The organism is Pseudoalteromonas sp. Bsw20308 (assembly GCF_000310105.2).
GTDB lineage: Bacteria > Pseudomonadota > Gammaproteobacteria > Enterobacterales > Alteromonadaceae > Pseudoalteromonas > Pseudoalteromonas fuliginea.
This window is the reverse complement of record NZ_CP013138.1, coordinates 1,141,412-1,161,412: the sequence shown is the minus strand read 5'-3', so window position 1 is coordinate 1,161,412 and position 20,001 is coordinate 1,141,412. Positions and strand designations below refer to the sequence as shown.

The following is a 20,001-nucleotide window of genomic DNA, read 5'->3' as shown; positions in this document are numbered from 1 at the left end:
CTGGTATAGCTAAAAAGCCAATTCTGGTTGTTTTTACCAAACCAAATTAGCGTACATTTGTTGCTCGAAAATAGCAAAGCTTAGAGGCAATATGTTTACTCAACAGATACATAAAACAAATAAGGTCATACTAGAGCCATTAAATTATGAGCATTTAAAAGGCTTATATAAAGCTGGGCAACATCCAAAAATATGGGAATGGGTATTAAGCAACTATACAAAAACACCCGAACAGTTAAAGGAATGGTTTACCACAAGTGCACAATTTAATAAAAAAGAACAAATTGTATTTGCCATAATAGACATAGCCAGCAAAGAGGTTGTAGGCACTACACGACTATTTAGATTAGATGCACATAACTTAAGTGCTGAAATTGGTCATACATTTATAAGCCATCACTGGCAGCAAACTTATATTAATACTCACACTAAATATTTACTGCTTAGCCATGCTTTTGACGCGTTGAATTTAGTGCGAATAACATTTAATACTCACGAACAAAATCAAAAATCTCGAAATGCAATTACTCGACTAGGCGCCCGATTTGAAGGTGTAGCTTATAAAGACAGGCTCCTTAGTGATGGGAGTTACAGAAGCACTGCAAAATTTAGCATTATTGACGAGCATTGGCAGAGTATTAAATTACAGTTAGAGGAGAAGCTTTAATGTACCCACCCACACATTTTCAAGAACATAATATTGAACGTTTGCAGGCTTTAGTAAAGCAATTTCCACTTGCAACTATTTTAATGCCCTGCTCGCAAAGTGACTTAAATAATATATGCCAAGTACCTGTATTATATGAGCTCTCACGTAATGTATTTATTGCTCACGTAGCAAAACATAACCCGCTAACGCAATGTGATAAACAGTCAGTAAAATTACTCTTTAGTGGCGATAACTGTTATCTATCTCCCTCGTATAGTAATAATAAAACACTGCCGAGCTGGCTTTACTCATCAGTACAAGTAACCGCAAAAGTAGATATTATTAAAAGCGACATTGAGAAAGAAAAAATAATGCGGCAATTAACGAGCTATTTTGAGCAAGGCTTTACGCCAATGTGGAGTATTGATGAGGTGCCAAAAAATCACCGTGAAGCTATGTATCAACAACTTAGTTTTATAACGTTTACTCCTATTAACTGGCAAGGAAACTTTAAATTAAATCAAAACAAACCAGTCGATGTAAGAGCAGCTATAAAAAACAGCTTAGCACGTGAAAATAAAGGTAGTATTGCAGCGTTATTTAACTAGCAAAAAGCCTTGCTCGCACTCTAATAATTCTTGTTAGGGGCCATTAAAGAGCCCCTTGATTAAAAATCAAACTCAGAAAATTCAAGTAATCTCAGCTGAAATAAGGTTAACTTAAAATTATAATTTACATATCAATTAACCTTTAAACCCGAACTTAATCTAAATAATGAATAGTTAAATAACCCAATTATTAGCAATAGCATTTATTACTCAGGGCCAGACTCTCCATTCAATAGTGGCATTTGATAAGCATCATCCAATTGATAAATATACATACTCACATCAGTAAACACACTATTTCCAGTATCTCTTTGAGGATCAGTTGCAGACTGTGCAGCGTAAACATTGTTGCTCGCTTTCATATAGCCTGACACATTCCAATGTGGTCTTCTGCTATCATCAAAATAATTAGATTCAATAAGTGCTTGCGCCTCATTTGTCGTATTAATCGCGAAATAAGTAATTTCGAGCCAATAATTATTATATAAATGGGCACGTGTTTTACTGCCATCTAATTTAGGATTTCGCCCTGCAGTGTAATTCCAAAAGTTATGATGAAATGTAACTTCTGAATCAGTGACCGCATTAGTATACCAATGCTGGTTACCACATACGAATGGGTTATAGCCGTCAAATTCATTGTGACTTAGCGTAATATTTTTACTGTTTTTGATATCGACATAACCATCAGAAATATTAGAAAAATTAACATGGTCAATAACTATATGGCTTGAACTATTCAAACTGATGCCGTCTCCCCCCTCAACCAAATGAGGATTGATATTGTCAATATTGAGGTTTTTAACAATAATGTTTTTGCTATTGCTTAGATCTAATGTCGCGCCAATAATTTTAGCATTGTCACCTAAACCGATTAGGGTTTTATTTGATTTAACACTAATGGAAATATCATTACGTACCTTGTTTACGGTCGTATTTGTTGTACCACCTAATGATGTACAACTTTGCCCCGAATTAGGTATACGATAAAATATTTCTCCTGGATCCTGATACTCAGGACACTCAATAGCACATGCTGCTACGGTTGAACCGCCGGTACGACAATCAATGTGTGTATTATTTGGAATTTGGATAATTGTTGTGTTTGACGATACCAATGCTGATTTTAATGCACTACAGCTTGTTACCGTTATTGAAGACCCTCCTGCGCCTCCTGTCGTTGTTGCTAAACCATCACTGCCAGGAAGTGATGCAAAGCCCGTTACATCAATATTTGAATCGTTCGCACTATCGCAGCTTCCATTGACTGGGTTTAAGTACCAACGTTGTGAACTAACATTTAAATCATCATTTTGATAAATATTTGCCCCATTATCACTCCCCGCTACCGTAATTGCCTTATCACTAAAAGCGGAACGAATACTAAATGCCCCCGTAGAATCTTGTAACAATCGCCATTGTTGATTTGATTGCCCAGACGCTGCCCACTGAATAATATTGCCACCATTAGCTTGAGAGCGCTCTGATACATCCAAAAACAAGTCACTATGTGAAGCTTTAATTGTCCAAAAACCATTTCCTAAATCATTAAAGATAAATTGCTGATTTGTTCCGCTATTTTTTGCATAAGAGATGATATTAGCACCAGACTCTCTTGATTTTTTATCAACATCAATCGCTTTATCTGAACTAAAGTTAACAATTTGATACCGTTGATTATTTTTTGGTAGAGCTTTACAGTTTTCTGCTTTTGCCTGTGTTGATATTAAATTTAACAACATCATCGAAAGTGCAATTTTACTTACATTTTTTATATTCAAGAATTTCATAATTTTCCTCATACTTTTTGATATAAACGAAAACTTAGGCAAAGCAAGAAAATAAAAAAACAATGCCACCGGTAGCATAATTACACAACAAAACCAAACGTCAACATTTTATTAACATTCACTGTCGTTATATTTTTTAAAGTTAGGTTTAAATAGTCAATCTGTACCCAACTATTTTAAACGCTCTTCTTAAATGCGAGTTCTTCCGAGCGTGTGTTTTATTTATTCAAACTACGAGGGTCGTATTATTTAAAATGGTCTTGAAATCGACTTAAGGTGATACTTGCTCTTAAATTGAAATGATTGAAATAAAGTTCTAGCAAGTTTATTACTAATTACGCCTATAAAAACATGCTATAAATATAAAAAAAGGCCCTTTCGAGCCTTTGGATTAACTTTGGAATAGTTAAAAATTTTTAAATTAGGTAAGCGTTAATAGCTGTGGAGCAACGCTATGATAGTCAACAGCCATAGCAATACTTAACGCTGTAATATTAATAATTGAAAATGCGAACACTTTACGTGCCCAACTGCTCATATCAATATTACGACGATAACCACGTAGTGCCATTAGCAACCACCAAAAGCTGGTAATACAAGCAACAGCCATAAAGGCCACGCCGGTGTATCCACTAATTGGCAGTAACATCACCACTAAGGCGTATACAGCAATATAAAGCACAATGTGGCGTTTTGCTTTGTCGATACCTTGCGCTACTGGTAATACAGGAATACCTGCCGCTTGGTAATCTTTAAAGCGAAAAATAGCGATGGCGTAAGAGTGCGGCATTTGCCACAAGCTAAACATGACTAGCAGTATTAATGCGCCCATATCGAACTGCCCTGTTACGGCGCAGTAACCAACTACTGGCGGTACAGCGCCAGAAAGACTACCTACAAAAGTGCCATATACTGAATTACGTTTCATGTAGAGGCTATAAACCCCTACATAAATTACGTAGCCAAAGGCTGCAAAAAATACCGCGGCTTGAGTGGTGTAGGCGATAAGTAAACCAAAGCCCACAACACCCAATAAAATACCGTGACTAAGTGCAGCAAAGGCCGACATTTCGCCTGTTACTGTAACTCGCGTACGAGTACGCGCCATGGCCACATCTATGTCTCTATCTATAACATTGTTGATAGCACAACCTGATGCAACCACTAGCGACAAGCCAATTAATGTGGCAATCATTAACCATGGGTCTATATCACCGCGCGAGGCAAGTAAAAACCCGCCCGCTACGCTGATCAAATTGCCCATAATAATACCCGGCTTAGTCACTGATAAATAACGACGAAACATCTTCAACTCCTAGTACATCATCATTGCGTTAGATTCATAAATGATCCAAACAGATAACCCAACAACCATTACGATGATCAGAGCACTGAATAGGAATGAGAAAGTACTTGCACGGCCATCTTCGGTGGTAAAATTAAGGTGTAAAAAGTATTTTAAATGCACCCAAATTTGTACGATAGCTAAAGTAACAATGCTCCAAAGCGTTGTTGCTTTTGAGAAGTCACCTTCCATAACCATATAAAACGGTATAGCAGTTAAAATTACCGATAGTACAAAGCCAATTAAGTAAGTTTTAACACTGCCATGAGATTCATCATGATGATCACTTTGCGTTTGCTTTAATGCATGCGTTTCGCTGTGGCTCATTACATTGCTCCCATTAAATAAACAACGGTAAATACACAAATCCAGACAATGTCTAAGAAGTGCCAAAATAGGCTTAAGCAGCTTAAACGCGTTACGGTTGCTTTACCTAAACCACGTTTAGCAACTTCAATCATCATTATGGTCATCCAAATTAGACCCGCAGTTACATGTAAACCATGTAAGCCAACTAATGAGAAAAACGATGTTAAAAAGGCACTTTGTTGTGGACCATTGCCATGCACAATTAGGTGATGAAATTCGTATACTTCCATACCAATAAACACAGCACCTAAACAAAACGTAACAAATAACCAAGTCAGTGTTAGTGCCTTTTTTTGCCCTTGAGCGGCAATCATGGCAAAGCCAAAGGTAATACTACTAATCAGTAGTGCTGCAGTTTCTACTGCTACAAAGTCGAGTTCAAAAATATCTTTACCCGATACACCACCCGCTGTGTTCATAAATAACACAGCGTAAGTGGCAAAAAACGAGGCAAACAGTAGGCAATCGGTCATTAGGTATAACCAAAAGCCGAATATGGTGTCACCCGAAGTATCGTGGTGTTCATGCGCGAGGGCATGATCATCATGCGATACTGATTCTAAATTTGCAGAAAGTGTACTCACGCTTTTAACTCCTTAATGCCACTTGAATTATACGCAGCTTCAGTGCGTGCAATTTCATCAGGTTGAATATAGTAATCAACATTGCTGGTGTAACAACGTTTGATAAATATGGCAATCCCGCCCACTAGACCAACAACAGCTAACCACCAAATATGCCAAATCATTGCAAAACAAAATACTGTTAAGCTTGCTGCCATGAACACGCCAGCTGATGTGTTTTTAGGCATATGAATAGGGCTGTAATTTGCTTTATCTTGATATGCTTGGCCTTTTTCTTTCATGTCGGTCCATGCATCAATATCATCAATATGTGGAATTGTTGCAAAGTTATAAATTTGCGGAGGTGAACTTGTAGCCCACTCAAGTGTGTGGCCGTTCCACGGATCGCCTGTTGTATCGTCAAGCGCTTCACGGTCTCTAAAGCTCACATATAGTTGAATAACTTGGCTAATAATACCAAACATAATAATTACAGCACCGCCTGCGGCAATGTATAACCATATGTTCCAATCTGGGTTGTTAGTGTGGTTTAAACGACGTGTCATACCTAAGAAACCAAGTACGTACAACGGCATAAATGCAACGAAGAAACCGATAATCCAACACCAAAATGATGCTTTGCCCCATTTTTCGTTAAGTTTAAAGCCCATTGCTTTAGGGAACCAAAATACAAAACCAGCAAGGTAGCCAAATACAGCACCACCAATAATGGTGTTATGAAAATGTGCAATTAAGAATAAGCTGTTATGCAGTACGTAATCAGCACCAGGAATGGCAAGTAATACACCGGTCATACCGCCTACTGTAAAAGTAACCATAAAGCCAAGTGTCCAAAGTACCGGTACGCTAATACGTAAACGACCTCTGTAAATAGTAAATAACCAGTTAAACAACTTAACCCCAGTTGGTACGGCAATAACCATGGTCATTACCCCAAAGAACGCGTTAACATTAGCACTTGAGCCCATAGTAAAGAAGTGATGTAACCAAACAATAAAGCCTAAAATTGAGATTGCACCGCTGGCGTAAACCATCGACTTGTAACCAAATAGACGCTTACCTGCAAAGGTCGAAATAATTTCAGAAAAAATACCAAACGCTGGTAATACTAATATGTATACCTCAGGATGACCCCATGCCCAAAACAGGTTGATGTACATCATGGCGTTACCGCCCAATTCATTGGTAAAGAAGTGAAAGTCGAGATAACGGTCAAGCGTTAGCATTGCAAGTACAGCAGTTAAAATTGGGAATGATGCTGCAATTAAGATGTTTGCCCATGTACATGTCCATGTGAAAATTGGCATTTTCATTAGGGTCATACCTGGTGCACGCATTTTAAACACAGTTGCTAAAAAGTTTACGGCTGTTAGTAGTGTACCGAGCCCGGATATTTGCAAGGCCCAAATATAATAGTCGACCCCCACCCCTGGGCTAAAGGTCAGCTCCGAAAGCGGCGGATAAGCCACCCAACCTGTTTTTGCAAACTCACCAAACACAAGTGATAAGTTAATTAAAATTGCACCACTGGCTGTAAACCAAAAACTTAAATTATTTAAAAATGGAAAAGCAACATCGCGAGCACCAATTTGAAGTGGTAATACAATGTTCATCAGACCAATCATAAATGGCATTGCCATAAATATGATCATAATTACGCCGTGGGCAGTAAATATTTGGTCGTAGTGTTCTGGTGGTAAATAACCTGGCGCACCACTAGTAGCAAGTGCCAACTGCGCACGCATCATTATTGCATCAGAAAAACCACGAAACAGCATTATTAGTGCTAAAAGAATATACATTACACCTAAGCGTTTGTGATCAACAGACGTGATCCAGTCGCGCCAAAGCACGCCCCATTTTTTATACTTTGTAATAAGCCCGGCAATAATAAGCCCAGCTATCGCAATAACCGACATCGTGAACACAAGAATTGGCTCATGAAACGGAATTGCGTCGAGTGAAAGATTACCTAATAACGACATTATTATTCCTCGCCTTGGCTGTGAGATGAAGGTATTGAGTGCTCATTCATTTCATGATGCTTTTTACTCATTTGCCCATGTTCGCCCATTGCATGGTGTTTTTTGTTCATATCGCCATGCGCCTGCATATACTTCATAACAATGGTATGAAATAAGCCGTCATCAACTTTTCCGTAATATGCTACTGGGTTATTTTCACTTGCTTTTGCAAGCTCAACATAATTTGCATGAGTCAGGTTATTAGCGCTTGAATTCGCTTTCACATCACTCACCCACTTATCAAAGTCTGCTTGAGTAGGTGTAGCAATGGCATTAAATTTCATGCCAGTGAAACCTGCGCCGCTGTAATTTGCTGAAAAGCCTTTAAACGTACCTGGCTCATTTGCAATTAAGTGAAGCTTGGTTTCCATGCCAGCCATTGAGTATATTTGACTACCCAATTGCGGAATAAAAAATGAATTCATTGTGCTCTGTGAAGTTATTTTATATTCAACAGGTACATTTGCTGGGAACACTAATTCATTAACCGTAGCAATACCTTGCTCAGGATATATAAATAGCCATTTCCAATTTAATGAAACCACTTCAACAGTAAGATGCTTACCTTTACCTTCAATTGGTTTGTAAGGGTCTAGCTCTTGGGTAGACTGCCAGGTAATAACACCTAAAATGATCACAATAACAATAGGAACAGCCCAAACTGCGGCTTCAATTTTATTTGAATGAGCCCATTTTGGCGCATAAATTTCATGAGTTTGCGTGTCTCTATATTTCCATGCGAAATACAAAGTCATCACAATAACGGGAACGACTACAAGCAACATAAGCACGGTTGCGATGATGATTAAATTTTTCTCATCAATGCCTATTTGCCCTTTTGGATCGAGTATCCCGCCTTTACAGCCTGACAACGCCAGCACTGTACTAGCTAAAGCAATATTACAAAGGTTACGAATTAACAAGGGAGTATCCTACAAACCTAAAGTTTCAATTTGCTGCTTTAAATAAAAACCAAAGCAACGATTTTTCAATAAAAACCCAAGTTAACTAGAATTAAATTATAAAAATAAGGGGGCTATTCAAAACCTAAAGCTCATGCCATTAATGACCTAGCAACAAACCCAGCTTTCTAAACGCATTTATATAACGTAATAAAAGTTAACTTGGGTGAGTGGTGGTTGGCTGAAATGTGTTTAAAAAAACACGGAGCTACTTTGTTTTAGCTAACCTTAATTATTTACAGCAAGAACAAATAATTAAAACCAGCAACAAGATGCAGCGTTACAGGCAACCTGTAAAGCTAGGTGGAGCACGACAACCATGTGAAGAGATCGCAGGCTGAAGAACTTTAGCCTCGCTAAAAGCAAAGGCTGCTTTACGGAGGATTATGCCAGCACGACGCGCTGGACAAATATGGAAGAATAACCAACAAAGGCCAATAAGTAACTGACTTGATATGATCGGATGAGCTAAAAATTGCGCAAGATTAAGTAACAGTGGCTCTACAATAAACCCATCACTTAATAGCGCTTCAAGCTTGAAGACATCCTCTAATGCACCGCTTAGCAACATTACAGTATTAAACACTAATAAAGTTATAGCTACACACACACCCTTGCCTGCTTTGTTCAAGCGTTCACACGTCAGCGGCTCGCCAGAGGCAAGTTCCGTATTTGTATGATGCAACGAAAGTGTGTTCAAAGACATTAACCTACTAAAATGACTATAACAAAATTAGAGTAATACAGTTTGCAATGGAAAAATTTAAAAAACATTGCTGTTGTAAGCCCTAAAGCCAGGTGCTAAATACAATCAAATCCAGCTAGCACATATTTACCTAGCGAAAATTGATCCGTATCAACCAAACTTTCAAAACTTACTGAAAGTTCGAACGTGAGTATAACAAAGAGAATTTTCTGTTCAACTAAAAATCAATTAATTTGAGTTAAGCTTTCGAAGCTATTTTGTTAATAAAAAATAACAATATAAAAAACATTAAGTTAGATTAAATGAAAAACGATTTAAAGAGAAATATTTAATGGAATTATAGGTTTTTAGGAGGGAGTAATAATTGTGTCGCACAAATAAAAACAACTCAAGCTAAGTCACCACCGAACTTGAGTTGCCTTTCACACTGACAACATCTTCACACACAATATAAAGATTCTTGGTTTACATTACGTGGCAATTGAAAGGAAATAAAAACAACCCAAATTCAGTCACCACCGAACTTGAGTTGCCTTTCACACTGACAACATCTTCACACACAATATAAAGATTCTTGGTTTACATTACGTGGCAATTGAAAGGAAATAAAAACAACCCAAATTCAGTCACCACCGAACTTGAGTTGCCTTTCACACTGACAACATCTTCACACACAATATAAAGATTTTTGGTTTACATTACGTGGCAATTGTAGGGAATAAAAACAACTCAAGCTAAGTCACCACCGAACTTGAGTTGCCTTTCACACTGACAACATCTTCACACACAATATAAAGATTCTTTTAAGCGAGGCTAAGTTGCCTCAGCTTATGACTAGAGCCTTGCTCTGTGTCTATGATTAAACTTTAGAGTGTTAGCTCCAATTTGACAAACGAGAAAAATAAACCTAATAGGTGAAAAAAACTAAACTATATACCTTTGTCTAATACATTTAGATTGGATTGCTTTGGAAGCTATGATATTGAGGCGTTTTACAGACACAAAAAAAGCGCTATAAAGCGCTTTTTAATATTTAAGACAGACTTAAATAATTTGGTTTTCTTTCCAGGCTTGCTCTTTTGCTAAACGGTTTTTGCGTTTATCACATGGATCATCGCAATCACAGGCTTTATCAATACCAACCGAACCTAAACCACCACAGCTGCTTGCCATAGATTTTTTTTGCACGATCATACCAACGGCCATAGCCGAAACTATCAAAATTAGTAAGCCAAAAGTAAGAAGAAAAAGTGACATTGCTTAGCCCCTATTGATCAGCAATAAATTAAGCTCAAAACATTGTTGAGCGACTGCTATTATATACTCAAATAACGTGGAAATAAACAAACCCGCACCATACTATAAATAAGGTTTAAATGCAGGGCTTGAGTAGGTTATTAAACCGTCTTTCGATTTACCTATTAAGTACACGGGTAAATCATGCTGCTCAGCATAAGCTTGCGCTTTATCCATACCCATAACAGTTAATGCTGTCGCAAGACCATCGGCAGTCATAGCACTTGAATGAAGCACGGTTACCGACACTAAGTCGTGCTTAATCGGCATGCCGGTCACGGGATCAATTAAGTGAGTATAAATTTCACCATCCATTTCATAAAAAATACGATAATCACCCGATGTAGCAATACCATTTGTACCTGGCGACAAAATACGGTGTACTTTACGCTCTCCAGGTTGTGCGTCTGGTTGCTCTATAGCAATTACCCAATCTTTATTATTTAGCTTCTCGCCTGCAATTCGTAGCTCACCGCCAATTTCAACCATGTAGTTGGTAATATTGTGGCTTTCTAATAACTGCGCCACCTTATCAATACCGTAGCCTTTAGCCGTTGCCGAAAACGATAACTCTAAGCCTGCCACTTTTTTAGCCAAACCTTGAGCTGTTAGCGTAAGCTTATCAACGCCTATATTTTTAATCATACTTACAAGCTCTTCATCGCTAGGACGATTAGTTGGCTTTTTATCTGGGCCAAACCCCCATAAATCAATTAAAGGCCCCATAGTTACATCGAGTGTTTTAGTCGATTCACCTAAGCGAATAGACTCGCTTATAACAGCCCTAAAATCTTCACTAATCGGCATAACCTGATTTGCTGGTAATCTGTTGAATGTATTTATCTCAGAGTCTTCTATGTAAGTAGACATAGACTGATTAACATCTTTTAAAACAGCGTCTATTTGCAACTGTAACTGTGAGGCAGACAGCTGAACTTGCTCATCATAGTACTTAATATGATAAGTAGTGCCCATAGTCTTACCTTCTAAAAAGGTCTCTTTTGACTCTGGCTTTTCACCACAACCAGACAATAATAAAGTCAGCGTAATTAGCAAAAAGGCCATTATGCCTTGTGAAGTACTTACTCGATTCATAACTGTTCTACTTAATAGATTGATAAAATTAAAGAATAAAAAAGCCTCGTAACACAAGTGCTACGAGGCTGGTATTTTAACCAAAACTAAACTGTTTTGGTATTAGTGTTAGCCACCGAAGTCATCTAGTAAGATATTTTCGTCTTCAACACCTAAATCTTTAAGCATAGTAATAACTGCCGCGTTCATCATTGGAGGACCACACATGTAGTACTCACAATCTTCAGGCGCTTCGTGATCTTTAAGATAATTCTCAAATAACACGTTATGGATAAAGCCAGTGTAGCCTTCCCAGTTATCTTCAGGTTGTGGATCTGAAAGTGCTGTATGCCATACGAAGTTAGGGTTTTCAGCGGCTAAGCCATCAAAATCTTCTACGTAGAACATTTCACGCTCAGAACGTGCACCATACCAAAAGCTCATCTTACGTTTAGAGTTCAAACGTTTAAGTTGGTCAAAGATATGAGAACGCATTGGCGCCATACCAGCACCACCACCAACAAATACCATCTCTGCATCGGTGTCTTTAGCAAAGAACTCACCAAATGGACCCGAAATAGTTACTTTATCGCCAGCTGTAAGTGACCAAATGTACGAAGACATTTTACCACACGGCAAGCTAAGGTTTCTTGGCGGCGGAGCAGCAATACGCACGTTAAGCATAATGATGCCTTCTTCTTCTGGGTAGTTAGCCATTGAGTAAGCACGAATAGTCTCTTCGTCTACTTTTGACTCCAGATCGAAGAAACCAAAGTGGTTCCAATCACCACGATATTCTTCAGGAACATCGAAATCTGCATATTTAACATGGTGAGGTGGCGCTTCGATTTGGATGTAACCACCCGCACGGAACGGCACTGACTCGCCATCTGGAATTTGCAGCTTAAGTTCTTTAATGAATGTTGCTTTGTTATCGTTAGAGATAACTTCACAATCCCACTTCTTAACACCGAAAATTGACTCTTCAAGCTCAATTTCCATGTCGTTTTTAACATTTACCTGACACGCTAAACGGCAGCCTTCACGGGCTTCGCCTTTAGATATGTGATCAAGCTCAGTTGGCAGAATATCGCCACCACCTTCTTTAATGTGTACACGACACTGGCCACAAGAGCCACCGCCACCACATGCAGATGATACAAATATACCTGACTCAGATAGCGCGCCTAAAAGCTTACTACCTGCTGATGTTTTAATGGCTTTATCTGGGTCGCCATTAATGCTAATGATAATATCACCACTTGCAACTAACTGAGATTTAGCACCAATGATGACTAAAACCAGTAGTACAACGATAGCGATAAAAACACCAACGCCTAAGAAAATCTGATAATCCATGATTTATCCTCGCTACCTTTACAGTGAAATACCAGAGAATGACATAAAGCCAAGTCCCATTAAACCAACAGTGATGAAGGTAATACCTAAACCACGTAAGCCGTCTGGCACGTCTGAATACTTCATTTTCTCACGGATACCTGCAAGTAATGTAATTGCAAGTGCCCAACCAACACCAGCGCCAATACCATAAACAACAGACTCACCGAAGTTATAGTTACGCTCAACCATGAAAGATACCGCACCAAAGATTGCACAGTTAACTGTGATCAATGGTAAAAAGATACCTAATGCGTTGTAAAGTACTGGGAAGAACTTATCTAATACCATTTCAAGAATTTGCACTAGCGCTGCTATAACGCCAATGAAAGTTAAGAAACGTAAAAAGCTAAGGTCTGCATCAGGATAACCAAGCCACGTAAGTGAACCTGGTGCTAATACAGCATGGTAAACTAAGTTATTAACAGGTACTGAAATACCTAAAACAACGATAACCGCTACACCTAGGCCAATTGAAGTAGTCACTTTTTTTGATACTGCTAAAAAAGTACACATGCCTAAGAAAAATGATAACGCTAAGTTTTCAATAAAAACGGCTTTTACAAATAAACTAATATAATGTTCCACTGTGTGCCCCTTACGCTTTAGCTTCTACTTGGTCTTTCTTATAAGTACGAAGTACCCATATGAATAAACCAATGATGAAGAATGCACTCGGTGGTAATATCAATAGACCCATAGGTTGATACCAACCGCCATCTTGTACTAATGGGATAATATCAACACCGAATAGTGTTCCTTTACCGAATAGCTCACGAATGAAACCAACAGTAAGTAAAACAACAGAATAGCCTAAACCATTACCAATACCGTCAAGGAATGACATTAGTGGTGGCGACTTCATCGCATATGCTTCAGCACGACCCATTACAATACAGTTAGTAATAATTAGACCAACGAAGACTGAAAGCTCTTTAGCCGTAGCATAAGAAAACGCTTGCAGTACTTGGTCAACAACAATAACTAATGATGCAATAATCGTCATTTGTACAATGATACGTACTGACGATGGGATCTGGTTACGAATAGTCGAGATAAAGAAGCTCGAAAACGCAGTTACCAAGGTCAATGCTATTGACATGATTAACGCATTTTTTAAGCTAGACGTTACCGCTAACGCAGAACAAATACCCAGTACTTGTAGTGCGATTGGGTTGTTAGCTAAAACCGGACCAAATAGGACCGCCTTCATTTCTTTAGTATCAGCCATTATTTCAATGCTCCTTTACGTACTTTCGCAAGGAAAGGGCCAAAGCCGTTTTCGCCAGTCCAAAAGTCAACTGCATGTTCAACACCGTTAGACGTTAATGTAGCACCTGAAAGACCATCGATCTTATGCTCATTATCACCCGCAGTACCTTTAACAATTTGAATTGGTAGCTCTTTACCTTGCCACGTAGCAGTCCACTGTGGATTTTGAATTTCACCACCTAAGCCAGGCGTTTCATTATGCTTGTAGAAAATAATGTTTTTAACTGTTTCACCATCGCTTTCAAGCGAGATAAAACCGTACATTAAGCCCCATAAGCCGTAGCCCTGAATAGGAAGAATGATTGCATCAATAGAGCCATCTTCTTTTTTCGAGATATACACCGGTGACTCTTTAGTCACACGTTGAATACCTGCAATGTCTTTAACGCCTTTCTCTTGAAGAGAAACACTTAGCGCTGCATCGTATTTGCTTTTTTCAAAATCAAAGATTGTTGGGTCTGTGTCTACAAACTCACCTGTGGTCATATTTACAACACGCGCTTCAATTTTAGCATTAAATGTATCAGATACATTCTCAACTTTATCGATGCCTGCCGCTGCTAAGATATTGCTTTGAATATCTTTATTTTTATTAGCTTGCTGTAAAGGACGAAGCTGTACAGAAGCAAACGATACAATTATTGCACACACTAAACATAGTGCTACAACAACTGCTAACGTTTTACCGATTGATTCGTTATTACTAGACATTACGTGCCAACCTCCGCTTGATATTAGCTTGCACTACAAAGTGATCGAACAGTGGAGCAAATAAGTTAGCAAATAAAATTGCTAGCATCATGCCTTCTGGGAAAGCAGGATTCACAACACGGATAAGAACCACCATAAGACCAATTAGTAAACCGTATGCAAATTTACCTTTATTAGTAAATGCAGCCGATACAGGGTCTGTAGCCATAAAGAACATACCAAACGCAAAACCACCAAGCACTAAATGCCAATACCAAGGCATTGCAAATACAGGGTTAGTTTCTGAACCAACAGCATTTAATAAGAATGCCGTTGCTACCATACCAAGGAATACACCTAGTACGATACGCCAAGAAGCGATGCGAACGTAAATTAAGAATAAACCACCTACAAGTAATGCAAGTGTCGATGTTTCACCAACAGAACCTTGAATGAAACCGTAAAATGCATTCCACCATAATTCCATGTTTGAAAAATCAAGTGTGCCAACAAAAGCTTGGCCTAGCATAGTCGCACCAGAGAAAGAATCTACTGCAGTCCATACTGTGTCACCCGAAATTTGTGCCGGGTATGCGAAGAATAAGAACGCACGGCCAGCCAAAGCAGGGTTTAAGAAGTTACGACCAGTACCACCAAAAATTTCTTTAGCGATTACTACACCGAACGTGATACCTAGTGCAACTTGCCATAAAGGAATTGTTGCAGGTAAAATAAGTGCAAATAATACAGAAGTAACGAAGAAACCTTCATTAATTTCATGCTTACGCACAGAAGCAAAAATCACTTCCCAAAAACCACCTACAGCAAACGTGACTGCGTAAATTGGTAGGAAGAAACATGCTCCGTAGAACATTTTAGCGCCCCAGCCTGCATTAGCGGTTAATTCACCACCAAAGAACTGAAACAGACCAACCTGCCACGAATTTGCTAGTTCAAAACCTTGTGCTAAAGCACCTGCGGCCTGGTGACCGATGTTGAACATACCAAAAAACATAGCTGGGAACGTCGCCATCCACACTAAAATCATCATACGTTTTAGGTCGATATTATCGCGTACGTGTGTCTTGCCTTTATTTACATAGCCTGGTGTATAAAAAATAGTTGCAGCTGCTTCATACAGTGCATAAAATTTTTCATATTTTCCACCGGCTTCAAAATTCGGCTCGATATCTTCTAGATATTTTTTTAAACCCATCTCTCTAGCCTTCCTTCTCGATCGTAGTTAAGCAATCGCGTAGGATAGAACCATACTCGTATTTGCCAGGACAAACGAAGGTACATAACGCTAAATCTTCTTCATCAAGTTCAAGCGCGCCCAGTGAAATTGCACTATCTAAATCGCGTGCAATTAAGTCACGTAATAATAGTGTAGGCAAAATATCTAACGGCATCACGCGCTCGTAGCTACCAATTGGAACCATGGCACGTTTTGAACCACCTGTAGACGTTGTCATTTTAAATAAACGACTCGGCGTAAGGTGAGAAAGGAATGTACGCGTTACAGAGAATTTATCACTACCTGGTGCAATCCAGCCAAATAGTTCTTTTTCGCGACCTTCAAGTAATACAGATACTTGAACGTGGTAACGACCTAAGAACGCATTAACACCGTTTGAAGTAGCGCCAGATAAAACAGAACCAGAAATAACACGGTTATCACCGTCTTCTAATTCTCCAGCAACTAAATCATCCAATGAAGCACCTAATTGTGTTTTCACTAAACGTGGGTTTTTAACACGAGGACCTGCAAGCGAAACAACACGGTTTGTGTAAATTTCACCCGTAAGGAATAAGTGACCATACGCAATAACGTCTTGGTAACCAATATGCCAAACTTGTTTACTAGCAGATACAGGGTCAAGATTATGGATATGAGTGCCTACAAGGCCAGCAGGGTGCACACCACCAAACTCATGTACTTCTACTTGAGCTATAGATGAGCTAGGAACTTGACTGCCAACTTGCTTACAAACAAATACTTTTCCATCAGTCAAACGCGATACAACGGCTAAACCCGCTTCGAATGCTTGCGCATTATCAGCAATAACTACCGCAGGATCTGCAGCAAGAGGATTAGTGTCGATAGCGGTCACAAAGATAGAGCTAGGATTTGCATCCACAGCCGCAACTTTGCTGAATGGGCGAGCACGAAGTGCCGTCCACTGACCAGACTGGATAAGTACTTCTTTAGCTTTTTCACGATCTAAGCTCGTAAGCTCAGTGTCAGAGAAAGAGTCAAAGGTGATTTGCTCACTGCCGTCTACTTCAATAACAACAGATTGCAGCACACGTTTAGCACCACGATTTATTTCTTTTACAACACCAGAAGCTGGTGCGGTAAATAGGACGCCGGGGTTCTTTTTATCTTCAAAAAGTACCTGGCCTTTTTTAACTTGGTCATCCATACGGATATGCATGGTTGGACGCATACCAATAAACTCTTCACCTAGCACAGCTACACGTTTGACGGGAGAACCGTCGTGAATAACTTGCTGAGGTGCGCCCTCTATGGGTAAATCCAGACCTTTTTTTATGTTGATCATACGCACTTGCACTACATTAACGGAAAGAAACTGAAAAATCGTACCAACCACGTCGCCATTTGAGCTATCCCAAGTTATATCTATGTATACAAAGAACAACTTGCTATGAATACTAAACAAGCAACGCGGTAAAAACTCTTCACATATTGCCTTAATTTTAACATCATTGTGGGCGACTATGCGAGTCTAATTATGAAAATTATACGACAGAAACACTTATTTAGTTTTGTTATGTGTATTTAATAAAATTTAAGTTAGACCAAAGTGGTAGCTTAAGCAAAGAATGACATTTTTTAATCACAATTGTTCAAAAAAGCCCGCAAAACAAAAAAGTCGCACTCAGCGACTTTTTAATTACATATTTGCAAATATGGTTAATCAATCATATTTGCAATTGGTTTGACCGAATCCACATCTTGATCGTAATCAACTCCGTCAATACCAAAGCCAAATAAACGTAAAAATTCGTTATGGTAACCCACATAATCGGTTAACTCATCAATTGAGCTTGTATCTACGCTATCCCAAACAGCTTGAACACGTGCTTGCACATCGTCTTCTAATTCTTTGTAGTTTTGAAATAAGTGGCCACCTTCATCAAAGCGTGGGTTATCACCATATAAGTTCTCACTAAATAAAGCCTGAATTTGCTCAATTGTACCTTCATAAGTACCATCTGCTTTCATTACTTTAAATAATGCTGAAATGTATAAAGGCATAATAGGAATAGCCGAGCTTGCTTGTGTTACCACAGCATTAAGAGACGATACATAGGCTTCGCCATTTAAATCTTTTGTAGATTCTTTAATTGCAGCAGTTGCTCGGTCTAAATCTTCTTTAGCCTTACCAATAGTAGCGTGTCCGTATATTGGCCATGTTAGCTCTTTACCAATATAAGTGTAGGCCGTAGTTTTAAAGTTATCAGCTAATACGTCGGCTTCTTTTAATGCGTCAATCCACATTTCCCAATCTTCACCGCCCATTACTTTAATGGTGTTGTCGATATCGTCCTGGTTTGCCGCTTCAACAGTAATTTCATCAATTTCACGCTTTGACGTATTAAGGTTTTTAGTTGTAACTGCGTTACCAATTGGCTTAAGTGTAGAGGAGAACACTTCACCCGTATTTGGATCAGTACGACGAGGAGACGCCAAGCTATAAATAATACAATCTACTTTGCCCAAATCTGCTTTAATAGTGTCGATTGCTTTTTGTTTGATTTCGTTAGAAAACGCATCACCATTAATATTTTTAGACCAAAGACCCGCTTCGTCAGCTGCTTCTTGAAATGCTGCAGTATTGTACCAACCAGCAGAACCTGTTTTACGTTCAGTGCCTTCTTTTTCAAAGAAAATACCGAGTGTTTTAGCGCCGCCACCAAATGCAGCTGTGATACGCGACGCCAAGCCGTAGCCTGTAGATGCGCCAATAACTAATACATTTTTTGGTGCGTTTTTTAACACGCCTTGTTGTTTTACATAGTTAATTTGTTCTTGAACATGCTCGCTACATCCCGTTGGGTGTGCGTTGGTACAGATAAATCCACGAATTTTAGGCTTAATGACCATTGATGATCCTATATCTTTTACAATAAAAATTAGCGCTAGTTTAAAGGCTAATACTAAAAACACTGATCTGATCAGTTAATCACTAATCAGATACTTCAAAAAATACTTAGCTAATTTTAGAGCCGCCCATACAATTAGGCGAATCAGGTGCTTCTCCGCCCTGCTCGGTATACTCATCCGGTGTATAAGTATGGATAGCGAGTGCATGAATATGATTTGCTAACTCATCTTTTAAAATTTCATTAATTTCACGATGGCGTTGTAATAGGCGTTTGCCAGCAAATTCTTCGCTTACCACAATAACTTTAAAATGTGACTCGGTGCCTTTGCTGTGCATGTGACTTTCGTTAATTACATTTAAATGCTTACAGGCAATTGCGCTGCTGATTTTTTCTTGAATTTGTTGCTGCATTGACATAAAAACCATTTTTGTAGTTAAGTTATGTTGTTATCATAACAAGTAGCCAAGCCTATTGGCTAACTAAAATTGAGCTTGCTTGATTTGCTTTATGCATCTAAACGTTAAGCTAATTCGTGGGTGAGCCAATGTAGTTTGCTTTGGGATTGCATGTTGATAATCACGCTGACTGTCGCCACTCATGACTAAACAGCTACCACTTTGCAGCTTTAAATCGGTTACTTTATTTGTCGATTTTTGTTTAAGCTTTAAAACACGCTCTGCTCCAAGTGATACACACACAATAGTAGGTTGATGGCCCAGCTCTATTTCGTCATCACTGTGCCAACCCATAGTATCGTTACCATCTCGGTAATAATTAACTAATAAAGAATTTAATGGCTGATTTAAATGTTTTTCTAAGCGCTTACGCATTGCTAATAAAATATTAGGCCAAGGCTCTACTATTAACTTACTATGCGAATAACCATATTCGAAATTATGCTCGCTAATAAAGCATTGAAGTCGGGGAATTGGGCCTGTTTTAGAATAAACGGTGACGTCGGGTTGCTGCCAAACTAGGTTTTTTTGCAAATAATAAAATAAATCGAGGCTTTTTTGCGCGCTAAGTGCCCTACTTTGATAAGAAAAGCCATTTGGTAACTGTTGGGGGTTGGCGTTTTGCCGTTGCATGTTAGAATTTAC

General features: G+C 38.8%; 20 protein-coding genes. 2 read left to right on the top strand and 18 right to left on the bottom strand.

The window, feature by feature from the left end; genetic code table 11:
• The first annotated feature begins 91 nt into the window (after positions 1-91).
• Together D172_RS04980 and D172_RS04975 are read left to right on the top strand one after the other, a co-directional pair.
• Entirely contained in the window at positions 92-667 is a 576-nt protein-coding gene (locus D172_RS04980) for a GNAT family N-acetyltransferase (protein ID WP_007376145.1), read from the top strand.
• Positions 667-1,257, top strand: coding sequence for an FMN-binding negative transcriptional regulator (locus tag D172_RS04975; protein WP_007376144.1), 591 nt, complete (start codon positions 667-669; stop codon positions 1,255-1,257). The genes D172_RS04980 and D172_RS04975 overlap by 1 nt, the downstream gene beginning before the upstream one ends.
• 206 nt (positions 1,258-1,463) lie before the next feature.
• On the opposite strand, the gene D172_RS04970 is transcribed toward D172_RS04975, so the two are convergent.
• From D172_RS04970 to D172_RS04885, 18 genes are all read right to left on the bottom strand, one after another.
• A complete protein-coding gene (locus D172_RS04970; protein WP_007376143.1) occupies positions 1,464-3,047 on the bottom strand; it encodes an RICIN domain-containing protein in 1,584 nt (527 codons plus the stop codon).
• 421 nt (positions 3,048-3,468) lie between these two features.
• Positions 3,469-4,353 carry a heme o synthase gene (gene cyoE, locus D172_RS04965; RefSeq protein ID WP_007376142.1) on the bottom strand — a complete coding sequence of 295 codons (885 nt, stop codon included), beginning with the start codon at positions 4,351-4,353 and terminating at the stop codon, positions 3,469-3,471.
• Between the two features lie 9 nt (positions 4,354-4,362).
• Positions 4,363-4,719: a cytochrome o ubiquinol oxidase subunit IV gene (gene cyoD / locus D172_RS04960; RefSeq protein ID WP_002958101.1), complete on the bottom strand. Its 357-nt coding sequence runs from the start codon at positions 4,717-4,719 to the stop codon at positions 4,363-4,365.
• Complete coding sequence (cyoC, locus tag D172_RS04955; protein ID WP_007376141.1) at positions 4,719-5,345, bottom strand: cytochrome o ubiquinol oxidase subunit III; 627 nt, start codon at positions 5,343-5,345, stop codon at positions 4,719-4,721. The genes cyoD and cyoC overlap by 1 nt, the downstream gene beginning before the upstream one ends.
• Positions 5,342-7,330, bottom strand: coding sequence for a cytochrome o ubiquinol oxidase subunit I (gene cyoB, locus D172_RS04950; RefSeq protein ID WP_007376140.1), 1,989 nt, complete (start codon positions 7,328-7,330; stop codon positions 5,342-5,344). Before cyoB ends, cyoC begins: the two co-directional genes overlap by 4 nt.
• A gap of 2 nt (positions 7,331-7,332) precedes the next feature.
• Positions 7,333-8,292, bottom strand: coding sequence for a ubiquinol oxidase subunit II (cyoA, locus tag D172_RS04945; protein WP_007376139.1), 960 nt, complete (start codon positions 8,290-8,292; stop codon positions 7,333-7,335).
• A gap of 319 nt (positions 8,293-8,611) precedes the next feature.
• Positions 8,612-9,031, bottom strand: coding sequence for a hypothetical protein (locus D172_RS04940; protein ID WP_007376138.1), 420 nt, complete (start codon positions 9,029-9,031; stop codon positions 8,612-8,614).
• A gap of 1,050 nt (positions 9,032-10,081) precedes the next feature.
• Entirely contained in the window at positions 10,082-10,294 is a 213-nt protein-coding gene (nqrM, locus tag D172_RS04935; RefSeq protein WP_007376137.1) for a (Na+)-NQR maturation NqrM, read from the bottom strand.
• 102 nt (positions 10,295-10,396) lie between these two features.
• Entirely contained in the window at positions 10,397-11,428 is a 1,032-nt protein-coding gene (locus D172_RS04930; protein ID WP_033023284.1) for an FAD:protein FMN transferase, read from the bottom strand.
• Positions 11,429-11,536: 108 nt separating this feature from the next.
• Entirely contained in the window at positions 11,537-12,766 is a 1,230-nt protein-coding gene (gene nqrF / locus D172_RS04925) for an NADH:ubiquinone reductase (Na(+)-transporting) subunit F (RefSeq protein WP_007376135.1), read from the bottom strand.
• An 18-nt stretch (positions 12,767-12,784) separates the two neighbouring features.
• Positions 12,785-13,393, bottom strand: a complete 609-nt coding sequence (gene nqrE, locus D172_RS04920) for an NADH:ubiquinone reductase (Na(+)-transporting) subunit E (protein WP_007376134.1) — start codon at positions 13,391-13,393, stop codon at positions 12,785-12,787.
• A gap of 10 nt (positions 13,394-13,403) precedes the next feature.
• Positions 13,404-14,036: an NADH:ubiquinone reductase (Na(+)-transporting) subunit D gene (locus D172_RS04915; RefSeq protein WP_007376133.1), complete on the bottom strand. Its 633-nt coding sequence runs from the start codon at positions 14,034-14,036 to the stop codon at positions 13,404-13,406.
• Entirely contained in the window at positions 14,036-14,788 is a 753-nt protein-coding gene (locus tag D172_RS04910) for a Na(+)-translocating NADH-quinone reductase subunit C (RefSeq protein ID WP_007376132.1), read from the bottom strand. The genes D172_RS04915 and D172_RS04910 overlap by 1 nt, the downstream gene beginning before the upstream one ends.
• On the bottom strand, positions 14,781-15,983 hold the full coding sequence (locus tag D172_RS04905) for an NADH:ubiquinone reductase (Na(+)-transporting) subunit B (protein WP_007376131.1): 1,203 nt from the start codon (positions 15,981-15,983) through the stop codon (positions 14,781-14,783). Before D172_RS04905 ends, D172_RS04910 begins: the two co-directional genes overlap by 8 nt.
• A gap of 4 nt (positions 15,984-15,987) precedes the next feature.
• On the bottom strand, positions 15,988-17,331 hold the full coding sequence (locus D172_RS04900) for a Na(+)-translocating NADH-quinone reductase subunit A (RefSeq protein WP_007376130.1): 1,344 nt from the start codon (positions 17,329-17,331) through the stop codon (positions 15,988-15,990).
• Between the two features lie 374 nt (positions 17,332-17,705).
• Positions 17,706-18,899, bottom strand: a complete 1,194-nt coding sequence (gene fabV / locus D172_RS04895) for an enoyl-ACP reductase FabV (protein ID WP_007376129.1) — start codon at positions 18,897-18,899, stop codon at positions 17,706-17,708.
• A 106-nt stretch (positions 18,900-19,005) separates the two neighbouring features.
• Complete coding sequence (locus D172_RS04890) at positions 19,006-19,317, bottom strand: BolA family protein (RefSeq protein WP_033015006.1); 312 nt, start codon at positions 19,315-19,317, stop codon at positions 19,006-19,008.
• A 63-nt stretch (positions 19,318-19,380) separates the two neighbouring features.
• Positions 19,381-19,989 carry an alpha-ketoglutarate-dependent dioxygenase AlkB family protein gene (locus D172_RS04885; protein ID WP_007376126.1) on the bottom strand — a complete coding sequence of 203 codons (609 nt, stop codon included), beginning with the start codon at positions 19,987-19,989 and terminating at the stop codon, positions 19,381-19,383.
• Positions 19,990-20,001 lie beyond the last annotated feature (12 nt).

What these genes read in the sequence shown, in the direction of transcription:
- D172_RS04980 (WP_007376145.1), top strand. Translation starts at nt 92, where the DNA reads ATGTTTACTCAACAGATACATAAAACAAATAAGGTCATACTAGAGCCA.
- D172_RS04975 (WP_007376144.1), top strand. Translation starts at nt 667, where the DNA reads ATGTACCCACCCACACATTTTCAAGAACATAATATTGAACGTTTGCAG.
- D172_RS04970 (WP_007376143.1), bottom strand. Translation starts at nt 3,047, where the DNA reads ATGAAATTCTTGAATATAAAAAATGTAAGTAAAATTGCACTTTCGATG.
- cyoE (WP_007376142.1), bottom strand. Translation starts at nt 4,353, where the DNA reads ATGTTTCGTCGTTATTTATCAGTGACTAAGCCGGGTATTATTATGGGC.
- cyoD (WP_002958101.1), bottom strand. Translation starts at nt 4,719, where the DNA reads ATGAGCCACAGCGAAACGCATGCATTAAAGCAAACGCAAAGTGATCAT.
- cyoB (WP_007376140.1), bottom strand. Translation starts at nt 7,330, where the DNA reads ATGTCGTTATTAGGTAATCTTTCACTCGACGCAATTCCGTTTCATGAG.
- nqrM (WP_007376137.1), bottom strand. Translation starts at nt 10,294, where the DNA reads ATGTCACTTTTTCTTCTTACTTTTGGCTTACTAATTTTGATAGTTTCG.
- D172_RS04930 (WP_033023284.1), bottom strand. Translation starts at nt 11,428, where the DNA reads ATGAATCGAGTAAGTACTTCACAAGGCATAATGGCCTTTTTGCTAATT.
- nqrF (WP_007376135.1), bottom strand. Translation starts at nt 12,766, where the DNA reads ATGGATTATCAGATTTTCTTAGGCGTTGGTGTTTTTATCGCTATCGTT.
- D172_RS04915 (WP_007376133.1), bottom strand. Translation starts at nt 14,036, where the DNA reads ATGGCTGATACTAAAGAAATGAAGGCGGTCCTATTTGGTCCGGTTTTA.
- D172_RS04910 (WP_007376132.1), bottom strand. Translation starts at nt 14,788, where the DNA reads ATGTCTAGTAATAACGAATCAATCGGTAAAACGTTAGCAGTTGTTGTA.
- D172_RS04905 (WP_007376131.1), bottom strand. Translation starts at nt 15,983, where the DNA reads ATGGGTTTAAAAAAATATCTAGAAGATATCGAGCCGAATTTTGAAGCC.
- D172_RS04900 (WP_007376130.1), bottom strand. Translation starts at nt 17,331, where the DNA reads ATGATCAACATAAAAAAAGGTCTGGATTTACCCATAGAGGGCGCACCT.
- fabV (WP_007376129.1), bottom strand. Translation starts at nt 18,899, where the DNA reads ATGGTCATTAAGCCTAAAATTCGTGGATTTATCTGTACCAACGCACAC.
- D172_RS04890 (WP_033015006.1), bottom strand. Translation starts at nt 19,317, where the DNA reads ATGTCAATGCAGCAACAAATTCAAGAAAAAATCAGCAGCGCAATTGCC.
- D172_RS04885 (WP_007376126.1), bottom strand. Translation starts at nt 19,989, where the DNA reads ATGCAACGGCAAAACGCCAACCCCCAACAGTTACCAAATGGCTTTTCT.